This window comes from Novosphingobium lindaniclasticum LE124 (genome assembly GCF_000445125.1).
Classification (GTDB): Bacteria; Pseudomonadota; Alphaproteobacteria; order Sphingomonadales; family Sphingomonadaceae; genus Novosphingobium; species Novosphingobium lindaniclasticum.
On sequence record NZ_ATHL01000040.1, the window covers coordinates 40,829 to 60,622 of the forward strand.

Below are 19,794 nucleotides of genomic sequence, written 5' to 3' on the forward strand. Positions count from 1 at the left end.
TGTCCGGCGGGTTTCGGAAACGACCCTGCCGATTTGCGAATCTGGATGTGGCGCGGCGCGTTATTGACCTTGAGGCTACTCGGCAACCCCGAACGGTACGATACTGTTCATCGCATCATGTCCGATATCGGCGCGACCGAGGTAGGGAATGGCGTGATGCGCGCACCAATGACGCGCGATTTCCTCAGCCTCGGCACCGAACGGCCGGTCATTCTCCGGTACCTCGCTGATCCGGCCCAGACGCAGACCGGCCACGCCGCCGAGGTGGGCAGTCAGGTGGAAGAACAGCCGGTCCACGGCATAGAGATATTCCGACACCTCCTCCACCAGCACGACATGGCCCGCCAGACCCGGCATCAGCGGGGTGCCACAGAGCATCGCCAGCGTCATCAGGTTGAAGGCGACGCGGGGATGCTTGTCTCCGCTCGGCTCCAGGCCCGAGGCATCGCCGGTCAGCCAGCGCAGCGCGCGGCGCACCGCCTCGGCTCCGCCCTCGCGGCGAATATCGGCCAGCATCGGGCCATGGACCGGCTTGCCGATCCGCGCGCGATAGAGTCCGCCCAGCATGTATCCCGCGTCCGAATAGCCCAGGAAAGTCTTCGCCTGCGCGTCGTGCGTGAACTTGGCGATCGCCGCTTCCGCCACCCGGCAGGCGCCATAGCCGCCGCGCGCGAACCAGACCGCCTCCACCGAGGGATCGTTGGCACATTCCACCAGCGCCGCGATACGCCGCGCATCGCCTCCGGCGAAGTGGCCGTCCACTTCAAAGCACTGGTCATGGATCACCAGTTCCACGCCCGGGAACTCGGCGGCGGCAAGCGCGACGACGGCCTCCGCATCCTCGCGGGTGATCGGGGTGGACGGTGCACAAACTGCGATACGGGTCATGGTCCCTTCCTATCGAGGTTGTCAGGACGAACAAGGCCGCATACCGAAGCGTCATGACGTCCGCGCATCACGATCTCACTTCTCATCCCTGGTTCTTCTGCGGCATCGGCGGATCCGGCATGCTGCCGCTCGCCCTGATCCTCAAGGGGCACGGCGCGCAAGTCGCCGGCTCGGACCGCAGCCGCGACCAGGGCCGCACGCCCGAAAAGTTCTCTTGGCTGGAAAGCCTCGGCTTCGACCTGCACCCGCAGGACGGCAGCGGCATCACTGGCGCGGAGCAGACCCTGGTGGCGTCGGCCGCCGTGGAAGACACCGTGCCGGAAGTGATCCGTGCGAAAGCGTTCGGCTGCCCGCGCATGAGCCGCGCGGAACTTCTGGCGACCCTGTTCAACGCCGCCCCCTTCGGCGTGGCCATCGGCGGCACTTCGGGCAAGTCCACCGTCACCGGCATGACCGGCTGGATCATGACCCATGCTGGCCGCGATCCCACGATCATGAACGGCGCGGTGATGAAGAACTTCGCCTCGCCCGACGCGCCTTTCGCCAGCGCCCGCGTGGGTGAGGGCAACGCCTTCGTCTCGGAAGTGGACGAGAGCGACGGTTCCATCGCGCTCTATCGTCCGAAGGTCGCGGTGCTGGGCAATGTCAGCCTCGATCACAAGAGCCTTGAGGAACTGCGCCAGCTTTTCGGCGATTTCCTCGGCCGAGCGGACGTTTCGGCGATCAATCTCGACGATGCGGAAACCGCCGCCCTCGCCCCCCATGCCAAGGCTCTGGTGACGTTCGGAATTGCGTCACCAGAAGCACAGATCGGCGCCATCGATGTGGTCGAAGGTCCGACCGCGCTGACCGCCACCGTGCTGGATCGGCGCGAGGGATCCTCGCATGCGCTGGTGCTCAAGGTGCCGGGGCGGCACAATCTCTACAACGCGCTCGCCGCCATCGCCGCCGCCAGTGCCGCGGGCGTATCGGTGGCCGAGGCCGTAGCAGCGCTGGGCAGTTTCATGGGGCTTGCGCGGCGGTTCGACATCGTCGGCACTTCGCCCTCCGGCGTGACGGTGATCGACGACTTCGGTCACAACCCGGACAAGGTCTCGGCCACGCTGGCGACGCTCAAGGCCCATCCGGGGCGCGTTATCGCGTTCTTTCAGCCCCACGGCTATGGCCCGCTCAAGCAGATGGGGCATGAACTGGCCGAAGTGCTCGCCACCAAGCTGGACGGCGGCGACGTGACGATCCTGTGCGATCCGGTCTATTTTGGCGGCACGGTGGACCGCTCGGAAGGCAGCGAGCGGATCGTGCGGCTGATCGAGGCGGACGGCGGAGGCAATGGACCTGGGGCCGAATATGTCCCTGCTCGCGAGGATTGCGCCAGCCGTATCGTCGAGATCGCCAGGCCTGGAGACCGGGTGGTGGTGATGGGCGCGCGCGATGATACGCTAACGGTGTTTGCCAGGGATCTGCTCGCACGGCTGCCCTGACCCGCGTCGTCCCGGACATGATCCGGGACGACGGGTTGCCCCGGGACTCAGTGCGCCTTGCCGCGCGCCTTGGCGATAAGGTGAACGATCACGGCGATCACCGCGCCCAGTACGAGGCCCACTAGCGCCGAAGCCACGGCATAGCCCAGCCAGCCGAGCACCGCGCCAAGCGGTCCACCGACCGCGGCCAGCCAGTGCTGGAAGTCGTGCGCCACATGGGCCGGAGCCGGAACACCCAGTTCCTCCAGGCCGTGAAGGATGATCCCGCCGCCGACCCAAAGCATCGCCAGCGTGCCGACCGAGGCCAGCACCGTCAGCACCTTCGGCATGCCGCTCACCAGCATGCGCCCGAAAGCCTGGGTTCCCGCACCCTGCTTCTTGGCGAGGTGCAGGCCGATGTCGTCCATCTTCACGATCAGCGCGACCGCGCCGTAGACGCCCGCCGTGATGACGATGCCGACCAGCGCCAAGGCCACCGCCCGCGTGACGAGCGAATTGTCGGCCACTTCCGAAAGGGCGATCGCCATGATCTCCGCCGACAGGATCAGGTCGGTGCGGATGGCGCCGGACACCCGGCTCTTCTCGAACGCCGCGACATCCTGGACGGGTTCTTCCAGGGTTTCGCCGTGATGCTCTCCGCCAAACTTCTCGATGACCTTTTCGGCCCCTTCGAAGGCCAGATAGGCGCCGCCGATCATCAGGATCGGGGTGATCAGCCAGGGCAGGAAAGCGCTCAACAGCAGCGCGATCGGCAGGAGGATGACAAGCTTGTTGAACAGGCTGCCCTTGGCGATCTTCCAGATGATCGGCAGTTCGCGTTCGGGCGTGAAATCGGTGACATAGCCCGGCGTCACCGCCGCGTCGTCGATCACGACGCCCGCCGCCTTGCTGCCGGCCTTGGCCACGCCCAGCCCCACGTCGTCCAGCGAGGCTGCGGCGGCGCGGGCGATCACCGCCACGTCATCGAGAAGAGCTACGAGGCCGGAAGCCATCTGAGAAGAAATCCCTTAAGTTGAGAGTGCGAAGCGCAGCCATGCGGGGGAAAGTTCCGGCGATCAAGCGAAAGCGGACAAAGTCGTGCATGCCAAACGACTTGGACGATAGATCGCTCCATAAAGCACAGCGCTCTGAATGCATGCCCTCCCGGCGAACCCTGCGAGCCGCCCGGCTTGCGATCAGCTTTAGCTTGCGTTCCGCCGCAGATCCGCTAAGGGGCCGCCTTCCGTCTCGTGCGCCATGCCGCATGCCGGACGGGAAGGAAGAAAGCCGGAGGGGCCCCGCAATCCCGCGGACAAGCCAGCGATCGGTTAGTTATAGATAAAGGAAGCTGCCGTGGCTCAGTATGAGCACGTGTTCCTGGCACGCCAGGACCTCAGCCAGGCGCAAGTCGATGCACTTGCCGCCGCCGCCACCGAGATCGTCGAAGCGAACCAGGGCAAGGTCACCAAGACCGAGACCTGGGGCCTCAAGAATCTCGCGTACAAGATCAAGCGCAACCGCAAGGCGCACTTCGTGATGCTCAACATCGAAGCTCCCGGCGATACCATCGCCGAGCTCGAGCGCCAGACGCAGATCAACGAAGACGTCATTCGCTACCTGACCATCCGCGTCGACGAGCACGAAGCTGGTCCGTCGGTCATGATGCGCAAGAGCGACCGCGAGCGTACTCGCCGTCGTGAACGTGAAGGGAACTGATTTCCATGGCACGTGCATTCTTCCGCCGCCGCAAGTCCTGCCCGTTCTCGGGCAAGAACGCTCCGGCCATCGACTACAAGGACGTGCGTCTGCTTCAGGGCTTCATGTCCGAGCGTGGCAAGATCGTTCCCAGCCGCATCACCGCGGTTTCCGCAAAGAAGCAGCGTGAGCTGAGCCAGGCGATCAAGCGCGCCCGGCACATCGGCCTCCTGCCCTACATCGTCAAGTAAGGAGGGCTAGCCTCATGGACATCATCCTCCTCGAACGCGTCGAGAAGCTCGGCGCCATCGGCGATGTCGTTTCCGTCAAGGACGGTTACGCCCGCAACTACCTTCTTCCCAACAAGAAGGCCCTGCGCGCCAACGAGAAGAACAAGAAGGTCTTCGAAGCCAACCGCGCGAAGATCGAAGCCGACAACGCCGAGCGTCGCTCGTCGGCCGAAGCGCACTCGGGCAACGTCGAAGGCAAGCAGGTCGTCCTGATCCGCGCCTCCTCGAACTCGGGCCAGCTCTACGGTTCGGTTTCCGTGCGTGACATCGTCGACGCTCTCAACGAACAGGGCGCCGAAGTCAGCAAGCAGATGATCGTGCTCGAGCGCCCGATCAAGACCATCGGCGTGTTCGACGTTCGCGTGAACCTGCACCCCGAAGTCTCGGTCACCATCAAGGTGAACGTCGCGCGTTCGCCCGACGAAGCCGACCTGCAGTCGCAGGGCGTGGACGTGATGGCCGCGATGTTCGAACAGGACGTCTCGGGCTTCACCGAAGCCTATGACCCGAACGCCGAACCCGGCGAAATCGCGGTCGAAGAGGACGTTGCCGAGACCGAAGAAGAGGCCTGAGCTTCCTTTTCGCGGTAACGACCGTCGAGATCGAGGGCCCTCGCTCCCACGGGAGCGGGGGCCTTTCTCTTTGATCGGCCAGCGATCCACCCTCCATCCACGCCTGCCCGACTATTGCACTGCAATACGAATCGCGTAAGTGTGGGCGATGGAAACGATAGAAAGCACCCTCGCGGAACTGGTCCGCGTCTACGAGACCGCCGTCACTACTCTGAAGGCCGACATCGCCGCCTTTGTCGAGAACGGCACCCTCCCTCCCGCCGACCGCCGCGAGACGCTCGCATGGTGCTACCCGGAACTGCGCATCACCTACAGCGGTGTGGAGCGCGGCACGTTCTACGGCCGATCGTTCGGCCGCCTGAACGATGTGGGGACATACGTCACCACGATCACCAAGCCTCGGCTTTTCGCGGACTACCTCGAAGAACAGCTGGCGCTGCTGCACGAAGACTACGAAGTGACGATCGAGGTCGGCGCGTCTCGGCAGGAGATCCCCTTCCCTTACGTCCTCGACGGCGTCGGCATGGGCAACGTGACCCCGCAGGAGCTGGCCGCCCATTTCCCCACCACCGAACTGGCCCTGATCGGCGACGAGATCTCGGACGGCGTGTTCCGTCAGTCCGCCGATGAACCTCTGCCGCTGGCGCTGTTCGACGCCTTGCGCACCGACTTCAGCCTCGCGCGCCTGCAACATTACACCGGCACCAGCGTCGAGCACTGCCAGCGCTACATCCTCTTCACCAACTACCACCGCTATGTGGACGAGTTCGTGGACTGGGCGGGCCAGCAGATCGGCACCGACGGCTATACCGCGCTTTCCGGCGCCGGCGGCCTCTACCTCGACAGCCCGGTGGACAATGCCCGCGAGCGCCTGTCCGACACCGCCTGGCGGCGCCACCAGATGCCGGCCTACCACCTGATCCGCCCCGACAAGTCGGGCATCACGCTCGTCAACATCGGCGTCGGCCCGTCCAACGCCAAGACCATCACCGACCACCTTGCGGTGATCCGTCCCGAAGTCTGGCTGATGATCGGCCACTGCGGCGGGCTGCGCGAAGGCCAGCGCATCGGCGACTACGTACTCGCCCATGCCTACCTGCGCGACGACCATGTGCTCGATCCGGTGCTGCCGCCCGAGATCCCGCTTCCCGCGATCGCCGAAGTGCAGCAGGCGCTGGCCTCGGCGGCAGAAGCGGTGAGCGGCGAAGGCGGCGCCAATCTCAAGAAGCGCATGCGCACCGGCACCGTCGTCACCACCGACGACCGCAACTGGGAACTGCGCTATACCGAATCCGCGCACCGCTTCAGCCTCAGCCGCGCCATCGGCATCGACATGGAAAGCGCCACGATCAGCGCCCAGGGCTATCGCTTCCGCGTGCCCTATGGCACCCTGCTCTGCGTTTCCGACAAGCCGATCCACGGCGAACTCAAGCTGCCGGGCCAGGCCAACCGCTTCTACGAGGAGGCCATCGCCAGCCACCTCAAGATCGGTCTCCACGCCTGCGACCTGCTCCGCGCGGAGGGCGAGAAGCTCCATTCCCGCAAGCTGCGCGCGTTCAACGAGCCGCCCTTCCGCTGATCCTGCGGACATCGCCGGGCGGGTCCCTTGCCACCGTAGCAACCCGCCCCGCGCATGAAAAAAGGGAGCCGGTGCGAACCGGCTCCCCCAATCGGCTCGAAACGGCCCCGGCGAATCGCCGGGGCCGTTTCGTTTACCAGCCTTGCTTCTGGCCCTTGTTCTGCTCGTCGAGCCACTTCTTCAGCGGCGCGAAGTAGTCGAGCATCGGCTTGGCGCTCATCTGCGGGGTGCCGGTGAAAGCCTTGAGCGCTTCCGGCCAGGGCTTCGACATGCCCATTTCCAGCATCTTGTTCAGGTTCGCGCCGACCTTTTTGTCACCGTAGAAGCTGCAACGGTGGAGCGGGCCCTTCCAGCCAGCCTGCTTGCACGCGGCCTGGTAGAACTGGAACTGCAGGATGCGGGCCAGGAAGTAGCGCGTATAGGGCGTGTTGCCCGGAACGTGGAACTTGGCCCCGGCATCGAACCCATCGTCGCTGCGCGGTGCGGGCGGCGTAACGCCTTGGTAATCGAGGCGCATCTTGGTCCAGGCCTTGTTGTAGTCGGCAGGCTGGATCGAACCGTCGAAGATGCCCCAGCGATAGCGGTCGATCAGCAGGCCGAAGGGCAGGAACGCCACTTTGTCCATCGCCTGACGCAGCAGGAGGCCAATGTCCTTGTCGGCGCTGGGCACCTTCGCCTTGTCGAGCAGGCCGATCTGCACGAGGTACTGCGGCGTGATCGACAGCGCGATGAAGTCGCCGATGGCTTCGTGGAAGCCGTCGTTGGCACCGTTGAGGTAGAGAAACGGCTGCTTGTTGTAGGCGCGCTGGTAGTAGTTGTGGCCGAGTTCGTGGTGGATCGTCACGAAGTCGTTCGAATCCACCTTGGTGCACATCTTGATGCGGATGTCGTCCTTGTTGTCGACGTCCCAGGCGGAAGCGTGGCAGATCACCTCGCGGTCGGCGGGCTTGACGATCATCGAGCGCTTCCAGAACGTTTCCGGCAGCGGTGCGAAGCCGAGCGACGAGTAGAAGCCCTCACCCGCCTTCACCATGTCGATCGGCGTGCGGCCCTGCGCCTTCAGCAGGTCGCCGATGTCATAGCCGAGATCTCCCGCGCCCTTCGGCGCCACCAGCGGATAGATCGTGCCCCATTCCTGCGCCCACATGTTGCCGAGCAGGTCGGCGCGGATCGCCCCGGTGTTCGGCTGCACGGTATCGCCGTACTTCTCGTTGAGCTTGCGGCGAACATATGTGTGCAGCGCGAGATAAAGTGGCTTCACTTCGCCCCACAAGCGCTCCGTCTCCGCCGAGAACTGCTCCGGGGTCATGTCGTAGCCCGAACGCCACATGGCGCCGACATCGGCATAGCCGAGTTCCTTGGCACCCTGGTTGGCGATGCCGACCATCTTGACGTAGTCCGCCTTCATCGGCTTGCCGACATTGTCGTGCCAGGTCGTCCACATCTCGGCGAACTCGGCGGGCGTATGGGTCAGGTTGCCCATCTCCGACTCGATATCCGAACCGTTGATTTCCTTGCCGTCCAGCGTCCCGCGGCCCTTGCCGTAAGTCGAGGCGAGGCGCGTGCTGATCTCGCTGAGCTGCGCCGCCGCGCCGGGCGTGGTCGGCGCGGGCAGGACGATGCTCTGACGCAGAATGCCCAGCTTGCGCGAAACGTCGGGATCGAGACCGGGCAATTTCGAGAACTTCGCCGCTTCCACCGCATAGTTTACCTGCTTCTCGGTGAGCAGCCCGTTGGACTGCGCCGCCAGCGCATCCGTGTCGTCGGTGAGGTAGGTGTAGTTCACCCAGTTGATACGGGCATTGTCGACCGAGAAGTCGAACAGATCCTTCTCGGCGGCGGCGATGAACTGCGCGGCGCCCTGGGCGGTCTCCGGGTAGGAAGGCGCGTCCTCGGCAAAGGCGGGCGCGGCCATGCCGAACGAAAGCCCGGCCGCAAGCGCGGCAAGCGCGGTGGATGCGAAATTCATGGGGTATGCCTCATTTGTCTCTCTGATGGCGGGGAGACTAGTCGCCCGCTGCGTCAGATCAACTGTTGAGGAAGGAAGAGAAGGGAATAAGCAGGGGAGCAAAGCCCCCCTGCACCCCCATGACTGTCGAGGTCACACCCTGCCTGTCCGTCTCGCGCCCATGGCGGCGTCGGGAGACATATAGGCTGCGCCGCAAGGAGCGCCCGACAGATAGGTCGCGCACAAGTTCGACATTCCGAGGGTCCGGGGGATCATCCCCCGGAATCTGCCTTGTTCTTCAATCGAGCAGAAACTCCGCCATCGCCCTGCCCATATCCTTGAAAGTCACCGAAGACATGTGATTGCCCGGCGTCTCGATGTAACGCCCCTGCGGCAACGCCTCTGCCAGTTCCGGCGCCGAACCGTTATCATGATCCTCCGCTCCACAGACGCAGAGGGTGGGCATGGCGATCTGCGCGATGGCATCGGCCGAAGTATCGTCCACCGATTGCAAAAGGAGCCGCGCCGCAACACGATCGATCTTCATCGACTTCATGAACGCCTGCGCGACAAAAGCCTTGTCGCCGCGCTCGATGGTGCCGAAGCGGTCGATGGCATCCACGAAGTGGGCGCTGCGCCGTGCCCAGCCGGAAAGGCCAGTGAGGCCCATGCCGCCGAGGATCAGCTTGCGCGGAGCGAGACCCGCCAGCACGCCGCGCACCGAAGTCCGCGCGCCGAGCGAGAAGCCGCCGAGGTCGTAGTCGGTGAAGCCGAGCGCGGCGATCACCAGCTTGAGGTCGTCGACCAAGACGTCAGCCGGATAGGCGGCGGGATCGTGCGGCGCACCGCTCTGGCCGTGGGCGCGAAGGTCGGGCATGAAGACCTCGAACCCGGCATCGGCGAGGATCTTCGCGTTACCGTACTTGATCCAGTTCACGTCGGCGCTGGAGAACAGGCCGTGGAGCAGCAGCAACGGCCGCGCGCCCGTGTCTCCCATCACATGCACCGCCAGATCGGTGCCCGCATAACCTTCGATGACTTCCTTGCGCAGATCGCTCACTTAGGGAACCTCCAGTCCTGCCGCCTTCCAGCGCGAGGCGACGCTTTCGGTCTCCGCGCTGTAATGTCTGGGCAGGTCCTTGGTATCGAGCCAGGCAGGATGCAAGCTTTCGCAGCCGGAATGCGCGGTCGGGCGGAAGAAACCGGGATCGTCGAAGCTGCCGAGGGTCAGGTCCATGTTGCCGCTGCTCTCGATGAAATCGAAGCCCAGCGGCGTGCCGCAATGCGCGCAGAACGGTCGGTGGGCGATGGGGGAGCTTTGGTACCAGTCCGGTTCATGCGCCCAGGCGACACCGGCTTTCGCCACTTGCACGAAAGCCGCCGCGAAGCCGCCGGTCGCCTTCTGGCAATAGCGGCAGTGGCAGAGATAGGCCTCGTCGTTCTCGACCTCGGCCTCATAGCGGATGCGGCCGCACTGGCAGCCGCCGGTCATGGTTCGGGTCATGCAACGGAGAGTAACTCGGCCCCGCTGCTGAGCAAGCAAAGACATGGCACCGAGGCCGTGATAAACGGCCATATGGAAACAACGCACGACGAGACGAACGACGAAGACCTGCCGCTCAGCAGGCCGCAACGGCGCCTGCTGCGGCGCCTCTACAATGGACGGACCACGCCGATCATCGTCGACGACCGCCCGTTTCTAACCTACAAGGAAGCGGCGCGCCATCTTCTCACGCTTGAAGGCGAAGCCCGCGATCTCTCCTACGCCCAGATGAAAGCTTTCGCGGCCGGAGAAGATGCGGGCAAGGCTTAAATCCTCATCGTTCCCGCGAATACGGGGGTCTCGCTTTTAGGGCTCACGCAGAGCAGAACGAAAAAGGCCTGCGAAGCAAATGCTCCGCAGACCCTTTCCATCGGTGCGAGGTCCGAGTTCGCCGCGTCAGCCCTTCTTGAGGTGACGGCGGCCGAGCAGCTCGGCGATCTGCACCGCGTTGAGCGCTGCGCCCTTGCGCAGGTTGTCGGACACGCACCACAGCGCCAGGCCGTTGTCGACCGTCGAATCCTCGCGGACGCGGCTGATGTAGGTCGCGCCGTCGCCCACGGCTTCGACCGGGGTGACGTATCCGCCGTCCTCGCGCTTGTCGACGAGCATCACGCCCGGCGCTTCACGCAGGATGTCCTGGGCTTCGGCAGCCGAAATCTCTTCCTCGAACTCGATGTTGAGCGATTCCGAGTGGCCCACGAAGACCGGCACGCGCACGCAGGTGGCCTGGACCTTGATCTTGGGATCGAGGATCTTCTTGGTCTCCACGACCATCTTCCACTCTTCCTTGGTCGAACCATCGTCCAGGAAAACGTCGATGTGCGGGATCACGTTGAAGGCGATCTGCTTGGTGAACTTCTTCGCTTCGACCTGGTCGCCCACGAAGATGGCACGGCTCTGCTCGAACAGCTCGTCCATGCCTTCCTTGCCCGCGCCGGAAACCGACTGGTAGGTGGATACGACGACGCGCTTGATCTTCGCCTTGTCGTGCAGGGGCTTGAGCGCCACCACCATCTGCGCGGTCGAGCAGTTGGGGTTGGCGATGATGTTGCGCGCCTTGTAGCCGTCGATCGCGTCCGGATTCACTTCCGGAACGATCAGCGGAATGTCGGGCTCCATGCGGTAGAGCGAGGAGTTGTCGATCACAACGCAGCCCTGCGCGGCGGCGCGCGGTGCGTGGATCGCGGTGGGGCCGGACCCTGCGGCGAACAGGGCGATATCCCAGCCGGTGAAATCGAAATGCTCGATGTTCTTTACTTTGAGCATTTTGCCGGTTTCGCCGAATTCAATCTCGGTCCCGGTCGAACGCGACGAAGCCACCGCTGCGATCTCGTCGCAGGGGAATTCGCGCTCGGCGAGGATGTTGAGCATTTCGCGGCCGACATTTCCGGTCGCGCCGACGACGGCAACCCGGTAACCCATTTCAAGATCCTTCTTAGCAAAATCCTGCGGCAAGGCGCGTGGCAGGAACGCGGGCCGTTACAGGGTGGGAGCCCATCTGACAAGCGCCCTCACGCAAAAGACTTTCTTTCAAGCAGCCCTGCTCGATCGAAAATTGCCGGATCACCCTCTTTCCAGAAATGGATAGAGGGTGATCCGGCGGATATCAGTGTGCCGTAGCGGAAGCCGTCGCGTTCTGGGGAGGCGCTGCCGCCAGTTCGTCCGCCTCGGTCCATTCGATGGCCTCGAGCGGCTCGGTCAGTGCCTTGGCCAGCACCTCGTCGACATGTGAAACCGGAATGATATCGAGACCCTGTTTCACGTTCTCGGGAATCTCCGCGAGGTCCTTACGGTTCTCCTCCGGAATCAGCACGGTGGTGATCCCGCCGCGCAGCGCCGCCAGCAGCTTTTCCTTGAGACCGCCGATCGGCAGCACGCGTCCACGCAGCGTGACTTCGCCGGTCATGGCGACATCCTTGCGCACCGGCACACCGGTCAGGGTCGAGACGATCGACGTGACCATGCCGATACCCGCCGAAGGACCGTCCTTTGGCACCGCGCCTTCGGGCAGGTGGATATGGATGTCCTTCTTCTGAATCGTCGAAGGCTTGATGCCGTAAGCGGGCGAGCGCGCCTTCACGAAGCTGAAGGCCGCCTGGATCGACTCGCTCATGACATCGCCCAGCTTGCCGGTGGCCTTGATCTGGCCCTTGCCCGGCACCGTCACGCTTTCGATGGTCAGCAGTTCGCCGCCCACTTCGGTCCAGGCGAGGCCGGTGACGGCGCCCACCTGATGCTCTTCCTCGCCCACGCCATGGCGGAACTTGCGCACGCCCGCGAATTCGGCAAGGTTTTCCGGGGTGATCGTAACCTCGCTGGCCTTGCCTTCGAGGATCTGGCGCAGCGACTTGCGCGCCAGCTTGGCGATCTCGCGCTCCAAAGTACGCACGCCCGCCTCGCGGGTGTAGTAGCGGATCAGGTCGCGCAGGCCGTCCTGGGTCAGCGTAAACTCACCCTTCTTCAGGCCATGCGCCTCGACCTGCTTGCGCACCAGGTGACGCTCGGCGATCTCGACCTTCTCGTCTTCGGTGTAGCCTTCGAGGCGGATGATCTCCATGCGGTCGAGCAGCGGCTGCGGCAGGTTCAGGCTGTTCGCGGTGCAGACGAACATGATGTCCGACAGGTCGATGTCGAGTTCGAGGTAGTGGTCCTGGAACTTCGCATTCTGCTCCGGATCGAGCACTTCGAGCAGCGCCGAAGCCGGATCGCCGCGGAAATCCTGCCCCAGCTTGTCGATCTCGTCGAGGAGGAACAGCGGGTTGGACTTCCCAGCCTTCTTGAGATTGGTGACGATCTTGCCCGGCAGCGAGCCGATGTAGGTACGACGGTGGCCACGAATCTCGGCCTCGTCGCGTACGCCGCCCAGCGACTGGCGGATGAACTCGCGGCCCGTCGCCTTGGCGATCGACTTGCCCAGCGAAGTCTTGCCGACGCCCGGCGGCCCGACGAGGCACAGGATCGGCCCCTTCAGCTTGTTCGTACGCGCCTGCACCGCCAGGTACTCGACGATGCGGTCCTTGACCTTGTCGAGCGCATAGTGATCGGCGTCGAGGACGGTCTGCGCTTCGGAAATGTCGCGCTTCAGCTTGCTCTTCTTGCCCCAGGGCAGACCCAGCAGCACATCGAGGTAGTTGCGGATGACCGTGGCTTCGGCGCTCATCGGCTGCATCGAGCGCAGCTTCTTCAGTTCGGCCGTCGCCTTCTCGCGCGCTTCCTTGGACAGGCGCGTGCTTTCGATGCGTTCCTGAAGCTCCTGAAGCTCGTTCGCTTCATCACCCTCGCCGCCGCCGAGTTCCGACTGGATCGCCTTGAGCTGCTCGTTGAGGTAATATTCGCGCTGGGTCTTCTCCATCTGCCGCTTCACGCGGCCACGGATCTTGCGCTCCACCTGAAGCACGCCGAGTTCGCCTTCCATGAAGGAGAACACCATCTCCAGCCGCTTGAGCGGGTCCGGCTCGGACAGCACGGCCTGCTTGTCGCCGACCTTGGCCGAAAGCTGCGCGGCAATGGTGTCGGCCAACTTGGCCGCATCCTCGATCTCGCCGAGCTGGTCGCCGGCATCCTGCGACAGCTTCTTGTTGAGCTTCGCATATTCGCCGAACTGCTCGACCACAGAGCGCATCATCGCGGCCGTTTCAGTGCCGTCCGCTTCAACCGCTTCGACGCGCTCGACCTGGGCCACCAGCATCTCGCCTTCGGCCGACTGCTCGGTGCGCAGCGTTTCCAGCTTGGCGCGTTCCTGCCCCTCGACCAGCACACGCACGGTGCCGTCGGGCAGCTTCAGAAGCTGCAGGACGCTGGCGATCACGCCCGTATCGTAAAGATCGTCGCGATCGGGGTCGTCGCAGCCCGGATCGAGCTGGGCGAGAAGGAAGATGTCCTTTTCACCCGCCATCGCCGCTTCCAGCGCGGCCACCGATTTCTCGCGTCCGACAAAAAGCGGCACGACCATGCCGGGGAACACGACGATGTCGCGCAGGGGAAGCAGCGGAAGCAGGTTCAAGGTCATATCCATTTCAACACACACGCGGGACGGCTGAGAGCCCCCCGGCCTTTCCCGAGACGACATGGGGCGCGGGACGATATGGGGTCTGTCGCGCCCCACGCAATGGGATCGGCGCCGAAAGACTGTGGAAGCGCCGGTCGCACCCCTTCACCCCTCCCCTGCCCCCGTTCCAAAGAACGACGGAGCCCTGGTTCAATATAGCGCGATTTTCCGTGTCTCTCGCCATGTTTCACGCAAATTCGCCGTCCTCACGCCCCCGCGCCATCGCTGGGGGGCGTGATACCCCAGGCCGGCTCAGAACGGCATCTTGAAGCCCGGCGGCAGGCCCATGCCCTGCTGCGCCTTGGCAAGTTCCTCTCCAGCGACCGAGTCGGCCTTGACGCGCGCATCGTTGTAAGCCGCCGCGATCAGGTCTTCGAGGATCTGCTTCTCGCCCGGCTGCATCAGGCTGTCGTCGATCGACACGCCGATCACGCGGCCCTTGGCCGAGCAGCGGATCTTGACCAGACCGCCGCCCGAAAGCCCTTCGACTTCCATTGCATCCAGCTTGGTCTGAGCCTGGTCCATCTGCTTCTGGATGGTCTCCGCCGCCTGCTGGGCCGCCTTGAGCATCTCTTCCATCGATTTCATTTCAACGTCTCCAATTGCGTCCGCCGCCGCCAACGGCGAGCGGACGGTCATCCTCTATGATCTCGGCTTGCGGGAACGCCGCCTTGGCCGCGAGAACGAGCGGGTGCTGGCTGACCGCGTCGCTTTCCGCCGCCTTCTTCGCCTCGGCGATTTCCACCAGGGTCGGCGCGCCCTGCCCTTCGACCCGGTAGACTTCCCAGCGCTCGCCGGTAGCCTTGGCCAGGCAAGCCCGCAGCAACCCCGTGATGTCCTCGCTGAAGCCTGGCGGCTGCGAATAGCGCAGCAGACTAGGCCCAAGCTCGGCCACGCGCACCTGCATCCGCATGGTGTTGGCGCTGGACAGCTCGCCGACGTGCTCGACATCCTCGACCAGTTCTTCCCAGCGCCGCGCGACCATTTCGGGGCTGGGCCCCAGATTCGCGGCCGGCGCGGAGGGCGCACCGTCCTTGCCCTCAGCCGAGGGCGCGACTGTCGGCGCCCGCGCCGCCAGTTCTTCGAGCTTCTTCACCAGCGCGCCGGGGTCCGGCATGTCCGAAGCATGCATGATCCGCAGCAGCGCCATCTGCACGGCGACGAGCGGATCAGGCGCGGATTTCACTTCCTCGTGGCCCTTGAGCAGAAGCTGCCAGATGCGGTGCACCTGCCCGGCTTTCAGCGCTTTGGCCCATCCTTCGATCGCCTCGCGCTCTTCGGCGGATTGCGCGTCGTGAGCGCCGCCGGCCACTTGCGCCACGGCGACCCGGTTAACCAGCGTCATCAGCCCGCGCATGATCGCGATAGGCTCCACCCCGAGCGAGAATTGGCGCGCCACCAGATCGAGCAGGTCGCCGCCTTTGCCATCGAGAATGGCTGTGATGAGGCTGCGCTGCGCGCTCTTGTCGGAAAGGCCGAGCATGTCGCGCACCTTTTCGGCAAGGACGCGGCCTTCTCCATCGAGATCAGCATGCGCGATCGCCTGGTCGAGTATCGACAAACCGTCGCGCACCGAACCTTCGGCGGCAGCGGCCACCATCGCCAATGCCTCGCCCTCGGCCTCGACGCCTTCGAGACCGCAGACTTTGGCGAAGTGCTCGGCCAGCATCGGCGAGGGAATGCGGCGCAAGTCGAAGCGCTGGCACCGAGACAGTACCGTCACCGGCAGCTTGTCCACCTCGGTGGTTGCGAAGAGAAACTTTACGTGGGCTGGCGGTTCCTCAAGAGTCTTCAGCAAGGCATTGAAAGCATTGCGCGACAGCATGTGGACTTCGTCGATGATGTAGATCTTGTAGCGCGCCGAGACTGCCGCGTAGCGCACCGCCTCGATGATCTCGCGAACGTCGTCGACGCCGGTATGCGAGGCGGCGTCCATTTCGATCACATCGATATGGCGGCCTTCGGCAATCGCTTGGCAGGGCTCGCACCGGCCGCAAGGATCGATTGTCGGCCCGCCCTGACCGTCCGGGCCGATGCAGTTGAGCGCCTTGGCGATCAGGCGCGCCGTAGAGGTCTTGCCGACCCCCCGCACGCCGGTCATCAGGAAGGCATGGGCCAGGCGGTCACGCTTGATGGCGTTCGCCAGCGTCTGGACCATCGCTTCCTGACCGATCAGCTCGGCGAAAGTCTGAGGACGGTACTTGCGCGCGAGCACGCGATAGGGCTGCGCCGAAACGCTCGCTGCGGATGCTGCAGCGGCTGGTGCGGCAGGCGCTGCAGGCTGGGACTTTGTCGCCTTGGATGCGACCGGTTCAGCCTCAGGGGCCGTTTCTGGGGGACTCAGAGCAGATGCCGGAGAAGGTGCAGACTTCGGCGCAGGATCGCCGAACATCGACGCCTGGCCGGCCTCTTCCAGTTCGGCCTGGGTAGCAGCAGCCTCTTCCTCCTCCTTGTCGTCCCAAGGGGGGGTATCGCTGAACATGTCGCGTGAATCGTCCATCGCCTGCCAAACTAGGGACTGGGGGCCGGAATGTCAGCGGAAAAGCAATTTGCTCCACAGCCCTGCGACTACGGGCGAGAACCGAAGACAAAGGTCTTCGCGTTCAGGACCAGTTTTCATGATGTGGGCTGAAGGAGCCGGGCGACCCGCCGCTATCCGTTGTGGCTGCTTCCTTCCGGACCTGACCAGGTTGGCGAACGCAAACGTCCACCCGACTCCCGGGCGGCCATATGCAGAGGCCGGAAAGGTTTGTCCAGCCCGATCGTCCCACTTTTTGCCGGACCTTCCATGAGGCTGCCAAAACGGCATCGGCCCGCGCTTCCTCTTCAGGAAACGCGGGCCGATCGCTGCCGAAAATGCGCCTGGCGCGGGTAAGTCAGCGGAAATTGTCGGCGTAGGCCTGGATCTTCAGGCGGCGCGGCGGGGTCGCGTGGACTTCCGCTTCGATGCCGTAGCGTTCGGCATAGGCCTTGGCTTCCTCCACATCGGGAAACTTCAGCGTGACCTGCTGCCGGGTATCGCCCGAACCGGCCCAACCCATCAGGGGGTCGGGCTTCTTCGCTTCGGCCGGAACGAATTCGAGGACCCACTGGTCCAGCAGTGCCTTGCCGGACTGCATGGCGTTCTTCGGGCGCTGATAGATGCGTGCACTCATGGTCGAGTGCTTTGCCTCCGAATCAGGGAGAGAATCAAGCGCAAATCACGCGTTCCTCGATCTCTCGAAGGCATTGCGTGTCTTGAGGCTGGGATCTTCGGTCCAGGGTTCGTCCGGCCAGCGATGCCGGGGGTAGCGGCCCTTCATGTCCCGCTGCACATCGCGCCACGATCCGCGCCAGAATCGGGGCAGGTCGCGGGTGGTCTGGATCGGCCGACCGGCCGGCGAGGTCAGCTTGAGCAGCAGCGGCTGCGCCGGCTGGCCGAAAGTCGGGTGCCGGTCGAGCCCGAACAAGGCCTGGACGCGCACTTCCACGCTGGGGCCGCCCTCGTCTTCATAGTCGATGGCATGGGTGCTGCCGGCGGGGCTGCGGAATTCGGGCGGAGCAAGCTTTTCGAGGCTTTGCTGGTCGTCCCAGGTAAGACGATTGCGCAGCGCTTCGGCCAGCGCGCCCTTGTCGATCGCATCCAGTCGCCGGCCGAGCAGCGGACCGAGCCATTCATCGAGATCGGCGATCAGCGCTTCTTCGCTGAGCGCCGGGATACCGGCGTAACGCGCGCGGCGCAGCAATGCGAGGCTACCCTTGCCGAAGGGCACGAGGCCAAGCCCCTTCTCCCGTACGCGTTCGAGGAGGAGAGCGGAAATCGCAGCTGGGTCGGGCGAAGGATCCGGGCCGGTGGCCAGCGTGATCGCGCCGATCCGTCGTTCCAGCCGCGCCTCCACGCGCCCTTCCGCCTCGTTCCAGCGCATGACGGACCGCCGCTCGATGCGATCGGCCAGGCCCTGCTCGACCTCGGACGTCTCCAGTGCGGCGCCGGAGAGGATACGCGCGCCTTTCGCCTGCCCTTGCGCATCGCCGATCACCAGCCATTCGCGTGCAGCCAGCGGCGAAGTGGGATCCAGCACATAGCCTCGGCCCCCGGCCGAGAGCCAGTTCTCGCCGCTGGCGTCGCGGCGGCGCGCCACCATGTCCGGACGGCCGAGCGCGAGCAGGACGCCTGCGGGAACCTCTTCGTTTTCTTCCTCGCCGGAGACCATCGAGCGCGCCTTCCGCGCCCATCCGGCCGCCAGCTTGCGCGAGGCTTCCGCTCGGGGCGATCGATCGGCGTCCCACCGCGACAGGCGCTGCGCAAGGTCTTCGCTGCGGCCGCCGAGGCTGCGCTCCTGAAGCAGCAGAGCCAGCCTGGCAGCCACGCCTGCCGCCCCGCGCTCGGCCGCATGAAGGATCATCGCCGCCTGGGCCGGGTCCATCGGCAACGACGCGACCTTGCGTCCAAACGCCGTGACACGCCCTTCCCCATCCAGCGCGCCCAGCGTTTGCAACTGGCGGCGCGCGGCGTCGAGCGCAGGCTTGGGCGGCGGATCCAGCCAGGCCATGGCGGCCGGATCGCCCGCGCCCCACTGCGCCAGCCCCAGCGTCAGCGGTGCAAGGTCGCTGGTCAGCATTTCCGGCGGATCGAATTCGGGGCGCCCTGGATGCGCCGCCTCTTCCCACAGGCGGTAAGCCGTGCCCGGCCCCTGACGGGCCGCACGGCCTGCCCGCTGTGCGGCAGAAGCGCGACTCGCGCGGTGAGTTGCGAGCCGGGTCACACCCGCCGCCTTGTCGAACTCGGCGCGGCGGGACACGCCGCTGTCCACGACGACGGATACACCGTCCAGCGTCAGCGACGTCTCGGCGATCGCGGTAGCCAGTACGATCCTGCGGCGACCCTGCGGATCGCGGCGAATGGCGGCGCGCTGCGCAGCGGGCTCGCACTGGCCGTGGAGCGGCAGGACCAGCGCGCTCGGCAGCTTTTCCGCCAGCCGCTCGGCCACACGCTCGATCTCACGCACGCCCGGCAGGAAGGCCAGCAGATCGCCTTCCTGTTCGCGCCAGGCCGTGAGCACGGCCGATGTCATCGCATCCTCGATCCGCTGGCCAGGCGATGCGCCCAACCATCGCAGGGCCAGCGGCCAGGCTTTGCCCGCGCTTTCGATCACCGGAACGTCGCCGCCCAGCAGCTGCGAAAAGCGCGCGCCGTCGATGGTGGCGGACATGACGACGATGCGCAGGTCTTCGCGGAGGACCTGGCTCGACTCGATGGCGAGAGCGAGTCCCAGATCGCTGTCGAGATGCCGTTCGTGCGCCTCGTCGAAAAGCACGGCGGAAATGGCGGAAAGCTCGGGATCGGAGAGAATCGTCGCGACGAAGATCGCTTCCGTCATCACTAGGACCCGCGTTTTCGCCGAGCGCTTCACGTCGAGACGGGTGACGTAGCCGATCGTCTCCCCAGCCTTCTCCCCCAGCTCTTCGGCCATGCGTTCGGCCGCCGCGCGCGCCGCGACCCGGCGGGGCGACAGCAGGATGACGGTGCCGGTACACCAGGGTTCTCCCAGCAATGCCGGGGCGAGTGCCGTGGTCTTGCCCGCTCCGGGAGGCGCGATCAGCACGGCGTGAGGGCCGTCACGCAAAGCGGCGAGGACTTCGGGCAATACGGCATGAATGGGAAGCTGGCTCACGCCTGCCTTCTTAGTGCCCGCAGGGGGAGCGGGAAAGGGTTCAAGCCTTCCGAGCCAGATCCGTAACGGATGAAATTGTTGAAGAGGGCTACTCTTCATCAAGGAATTCTACTTAAG

General features: G+C 64.9%; 17 protein-coding genes and 1 other RNA gene. 6 read left to right on the plus strand and 12 right to left on the minus strand.

The window, feature by feature from the left end:
* Positions 1-75: 75 nt before the first annotated feature.
* Positions 76-888: an LD-carboxypeptidase gene (locus L284_RS29730; protein ID WP_021232948.1), complete on the minus strand. Its 813-nt coding sequence runs from the start codon at positions 886-888 to the stop codon at positions 76-78.
* Positions 889-941: 53 nt separating this feature from the next.
* Here L284_RS29730 and L284_RS29735 point away from each other — a divergent pair, with 53 nt between their 5' ends.
* Positions 942-2,369, plus strand: coding sequence for a glutamate ligase domain-containing protein (locus tag L284_RS29735; RefSeq protein WP_021232949.1), 1,428 nt, complete (start codon positions 942-944; stop codon positions 2,367-2,369).
* A gap of 47 nt (positions 2,370-2,416) precedes the next feature.
* Here L284_RS29735 and L284_RS29740 read toward each other — a convergent pair whose 3' ends face one another.
* On the minus strand, positions 2,417-3,361 hold the full coding sequence (locus L284_RS29740) for a DUF808 domain-containing protein (RefSeq protein WP_021232950.1): 945 nt from the start codon (positions 3,359-3,361) through the stop codon (positions 2,417-2,419).
* Between the two features lie 340 nt (positions 3,362-3,701).
* Between L284_RS29740 and rpsF the strand changes: the two genes are divergently transcribed.
* From rpsF to L284_RS29760, 4 genes are all read left to right on the plus strand, one after another.
* Positions 3,702-4,064 (plus strand): 30S ribosomal protein S6, encoded by a 363-nt coding sequence (rpsF, locus tag L284_RS29745; RefSeq protein ID WP_021232951.1) that lies wholly within the window; start codon positions 3,702-3,704, stop codon positions 4,062-4,064.
* Between the two features lie 5 nt (positions 4,065-4,069).
* Positions 4,070-4,294 carry a 30S ribosomal protein S18 gene (gene rpsR / locus L284_RS29750; protein WP_021232952.1) on the plus strand — a complete coding sequence of 75 codons (225 nt, stop codon included), beginning with the start codon at positions 4,070-4,072 and terminating at the stop codon, positions 4,292-4,294.
* Positions 4,295-4,308: 14 nt separating this feature from the next.
* The gene (rplI, locus tag L284_RS29755) at positions 4,309-4,905 is read left to right on the plus strand and encodes a 50S ribosomal protein L9 (protein WP_021232953.1); all 597 of its coding nucleotides are present in this window, start codon (positions 4,309-4,311) and stop codon (positions 4,903-4,905) included.
* 148 nt (positions 4,906-5,053) lie between these two features.
* A complete protein-coding gene (locus L284_RS29760) occupies positions 5,054-6,484 on the plus strand; it encodes an AMP nucleosidase (RefSeq protein WP_021232954.1) in 1,431 nt (476 codons plus the stop codon).
* Between the two features lie 133 nt (positions 6,485-6,617).
* Here the strand turns inward: L284_RS29760 and L284_RS29765 are convergent, their stop codons facing one another.
* The 3 genes from L284_RS29765 to L284_RS29775 all read right to left on the minus strand — a co-directional run bounded on the left by L284_RS29765 (position 6,618) and on the right by L284_RS29775 (position 9,936).
* On the minus strand, positions 6,618-8,453 hold the full coding sequence (locus tag L284_RS29765) for a M2 family metallopeptidase (protein ID WP_021232955.1): 1,836 nt from the start codon (positions 8,451-8,453) through the stop codon (positions 6,618-6,620).
* A 277-nt stretch (positions 8,454-8,730) separates the two neighbouring features.
* Positions 8,731-9,492 carry an alpha/beta fold hydrolase gene (locus L284_RS29770; RefSeq protein ID WP_021232956.1) on the minus strand — a complete coding sequence of 254 codons (762 nt, stop codon included), beginning with the start codon at positions 9,490-9,492 and terminating at the stop codon, positions 8,731-8,733.
* Complete coding sequence (locus L284_RS29775) at positions 9,493-9,936, minus strand: GFA family protein (RefSeq protein ID WP_021232957.1); 444 nt, start codon at positions 9,934-9,936, stop codon at positions 9,493-9,495. It abuts the gene before it with no gap.
* A 57-nt stretch (positions 9,937-9,993) separates the two neighbouring features.
* Here L284_RS29775 and L284_RS29780 point away from each other — a divergent pair, with 57 nt between their 5' ends.
* On the plus strand, positions 9,994-10,245 hold the full coding sequence (locus tag L284_RS29780) for a hypothetical protein (RefSeq protein WP_327194201.1): 252 nt from the start codon (positions 9,994-9,996) through the stop codon (positions 10,243-10,245).
* A 126-nt stretch (positions 10,246-10,371) separates the two neighbouring features.
* Here L284_RS29780 and L284_RS29785 read toward each other — a convergent pair whose 3' ends face one another.
* From L284_RS29785 to hrpB, 7 genes are all read right to left on the minus strand, one after another.
* Positions 10,372-11,397, minus strand: a complete 1,026-nt coding sequence (locus L284_RS29785; RefSeq protein ID WP_021232959.1) for an aspartate-semialdehyde dehydrogenase — start codon at positions 11,395-11,397, stop codon at positions 10,372-10,374.
* A 184-nt stretch (positions 11,398-11,581) separates the two neighbouring features.
* The gene (gene lon, locus L284_RS29790) at positions 11,582-13,984 is read right to left on the minus strand and encodes an endopeptidase La (RefSeq protein ID WP_040712605.1); all 2,403 of its coding nucleotides are present in this window, start codon (positions 13,982-13,984) and stop codon (positions 11,582-11,584) included.
* Positions 13,985-14,275: 291 nt separating this feature from the next.
* Positions 14,276-14,611: a YbaB/EbfC family nucleoid-associated protein gene (locus L284_RS29795; protein ID WP_021232961.1), complete on the minus strand. Its 336-nt coding sequence runs from the start codon at positions 14,609-14,611 to the stop codon at positions 14,276-14,278.
* Between the two features lies 1 nt (position 14,612).
* The gene (locus L284_RS29800) at positions 14,613-16,523 is read right to left on the minus strand and encodes a DNA polymerase III subunit gamma/tau (protein ID WP_021232962.1); all 1,911 of its coding nucleotides are present in this window, start codon (positions 16,521-16,523) and stop codon (positions 14,613-14,615) included.
* A gap of 127 nt (positions 16,524-16,650) precedes the next feature.
* An RNA gene (gene ffs / locus L284_RS47180) (signal recognition particle sRNA small type) lies at positions 16,651-16,745 on the minus strand.
* A 154-nt stretch (positions 16,746-16,899) separates the two neighbouring features.
* A complete protein-coding gene (locus tag L284_RS29805; RefSeq protein WP_021232963.1) occupies positions 16,900-17,178 on the minus strand; it encodes an ETC complex I subunit in 279 nt (92 codons plus the stop codon).
* A 45-nt stretch (positions 17,179-17,223) separates the two neighbouring features.
* On the minus strand, positions 17,224-19,677 hold the full coding sequence (gene hrpB / locus L284_RS29810) for an ATP-dependent helicase HrpB (RefSeq protein WP_021232964.1): 2,454 nt from the start codon (positions 19,675-19,677) through the stop codon (positions 17,224-17,226).
* Between the last annotated feature and the right edge of the window lie 117 nt (positions 19,678-19,794).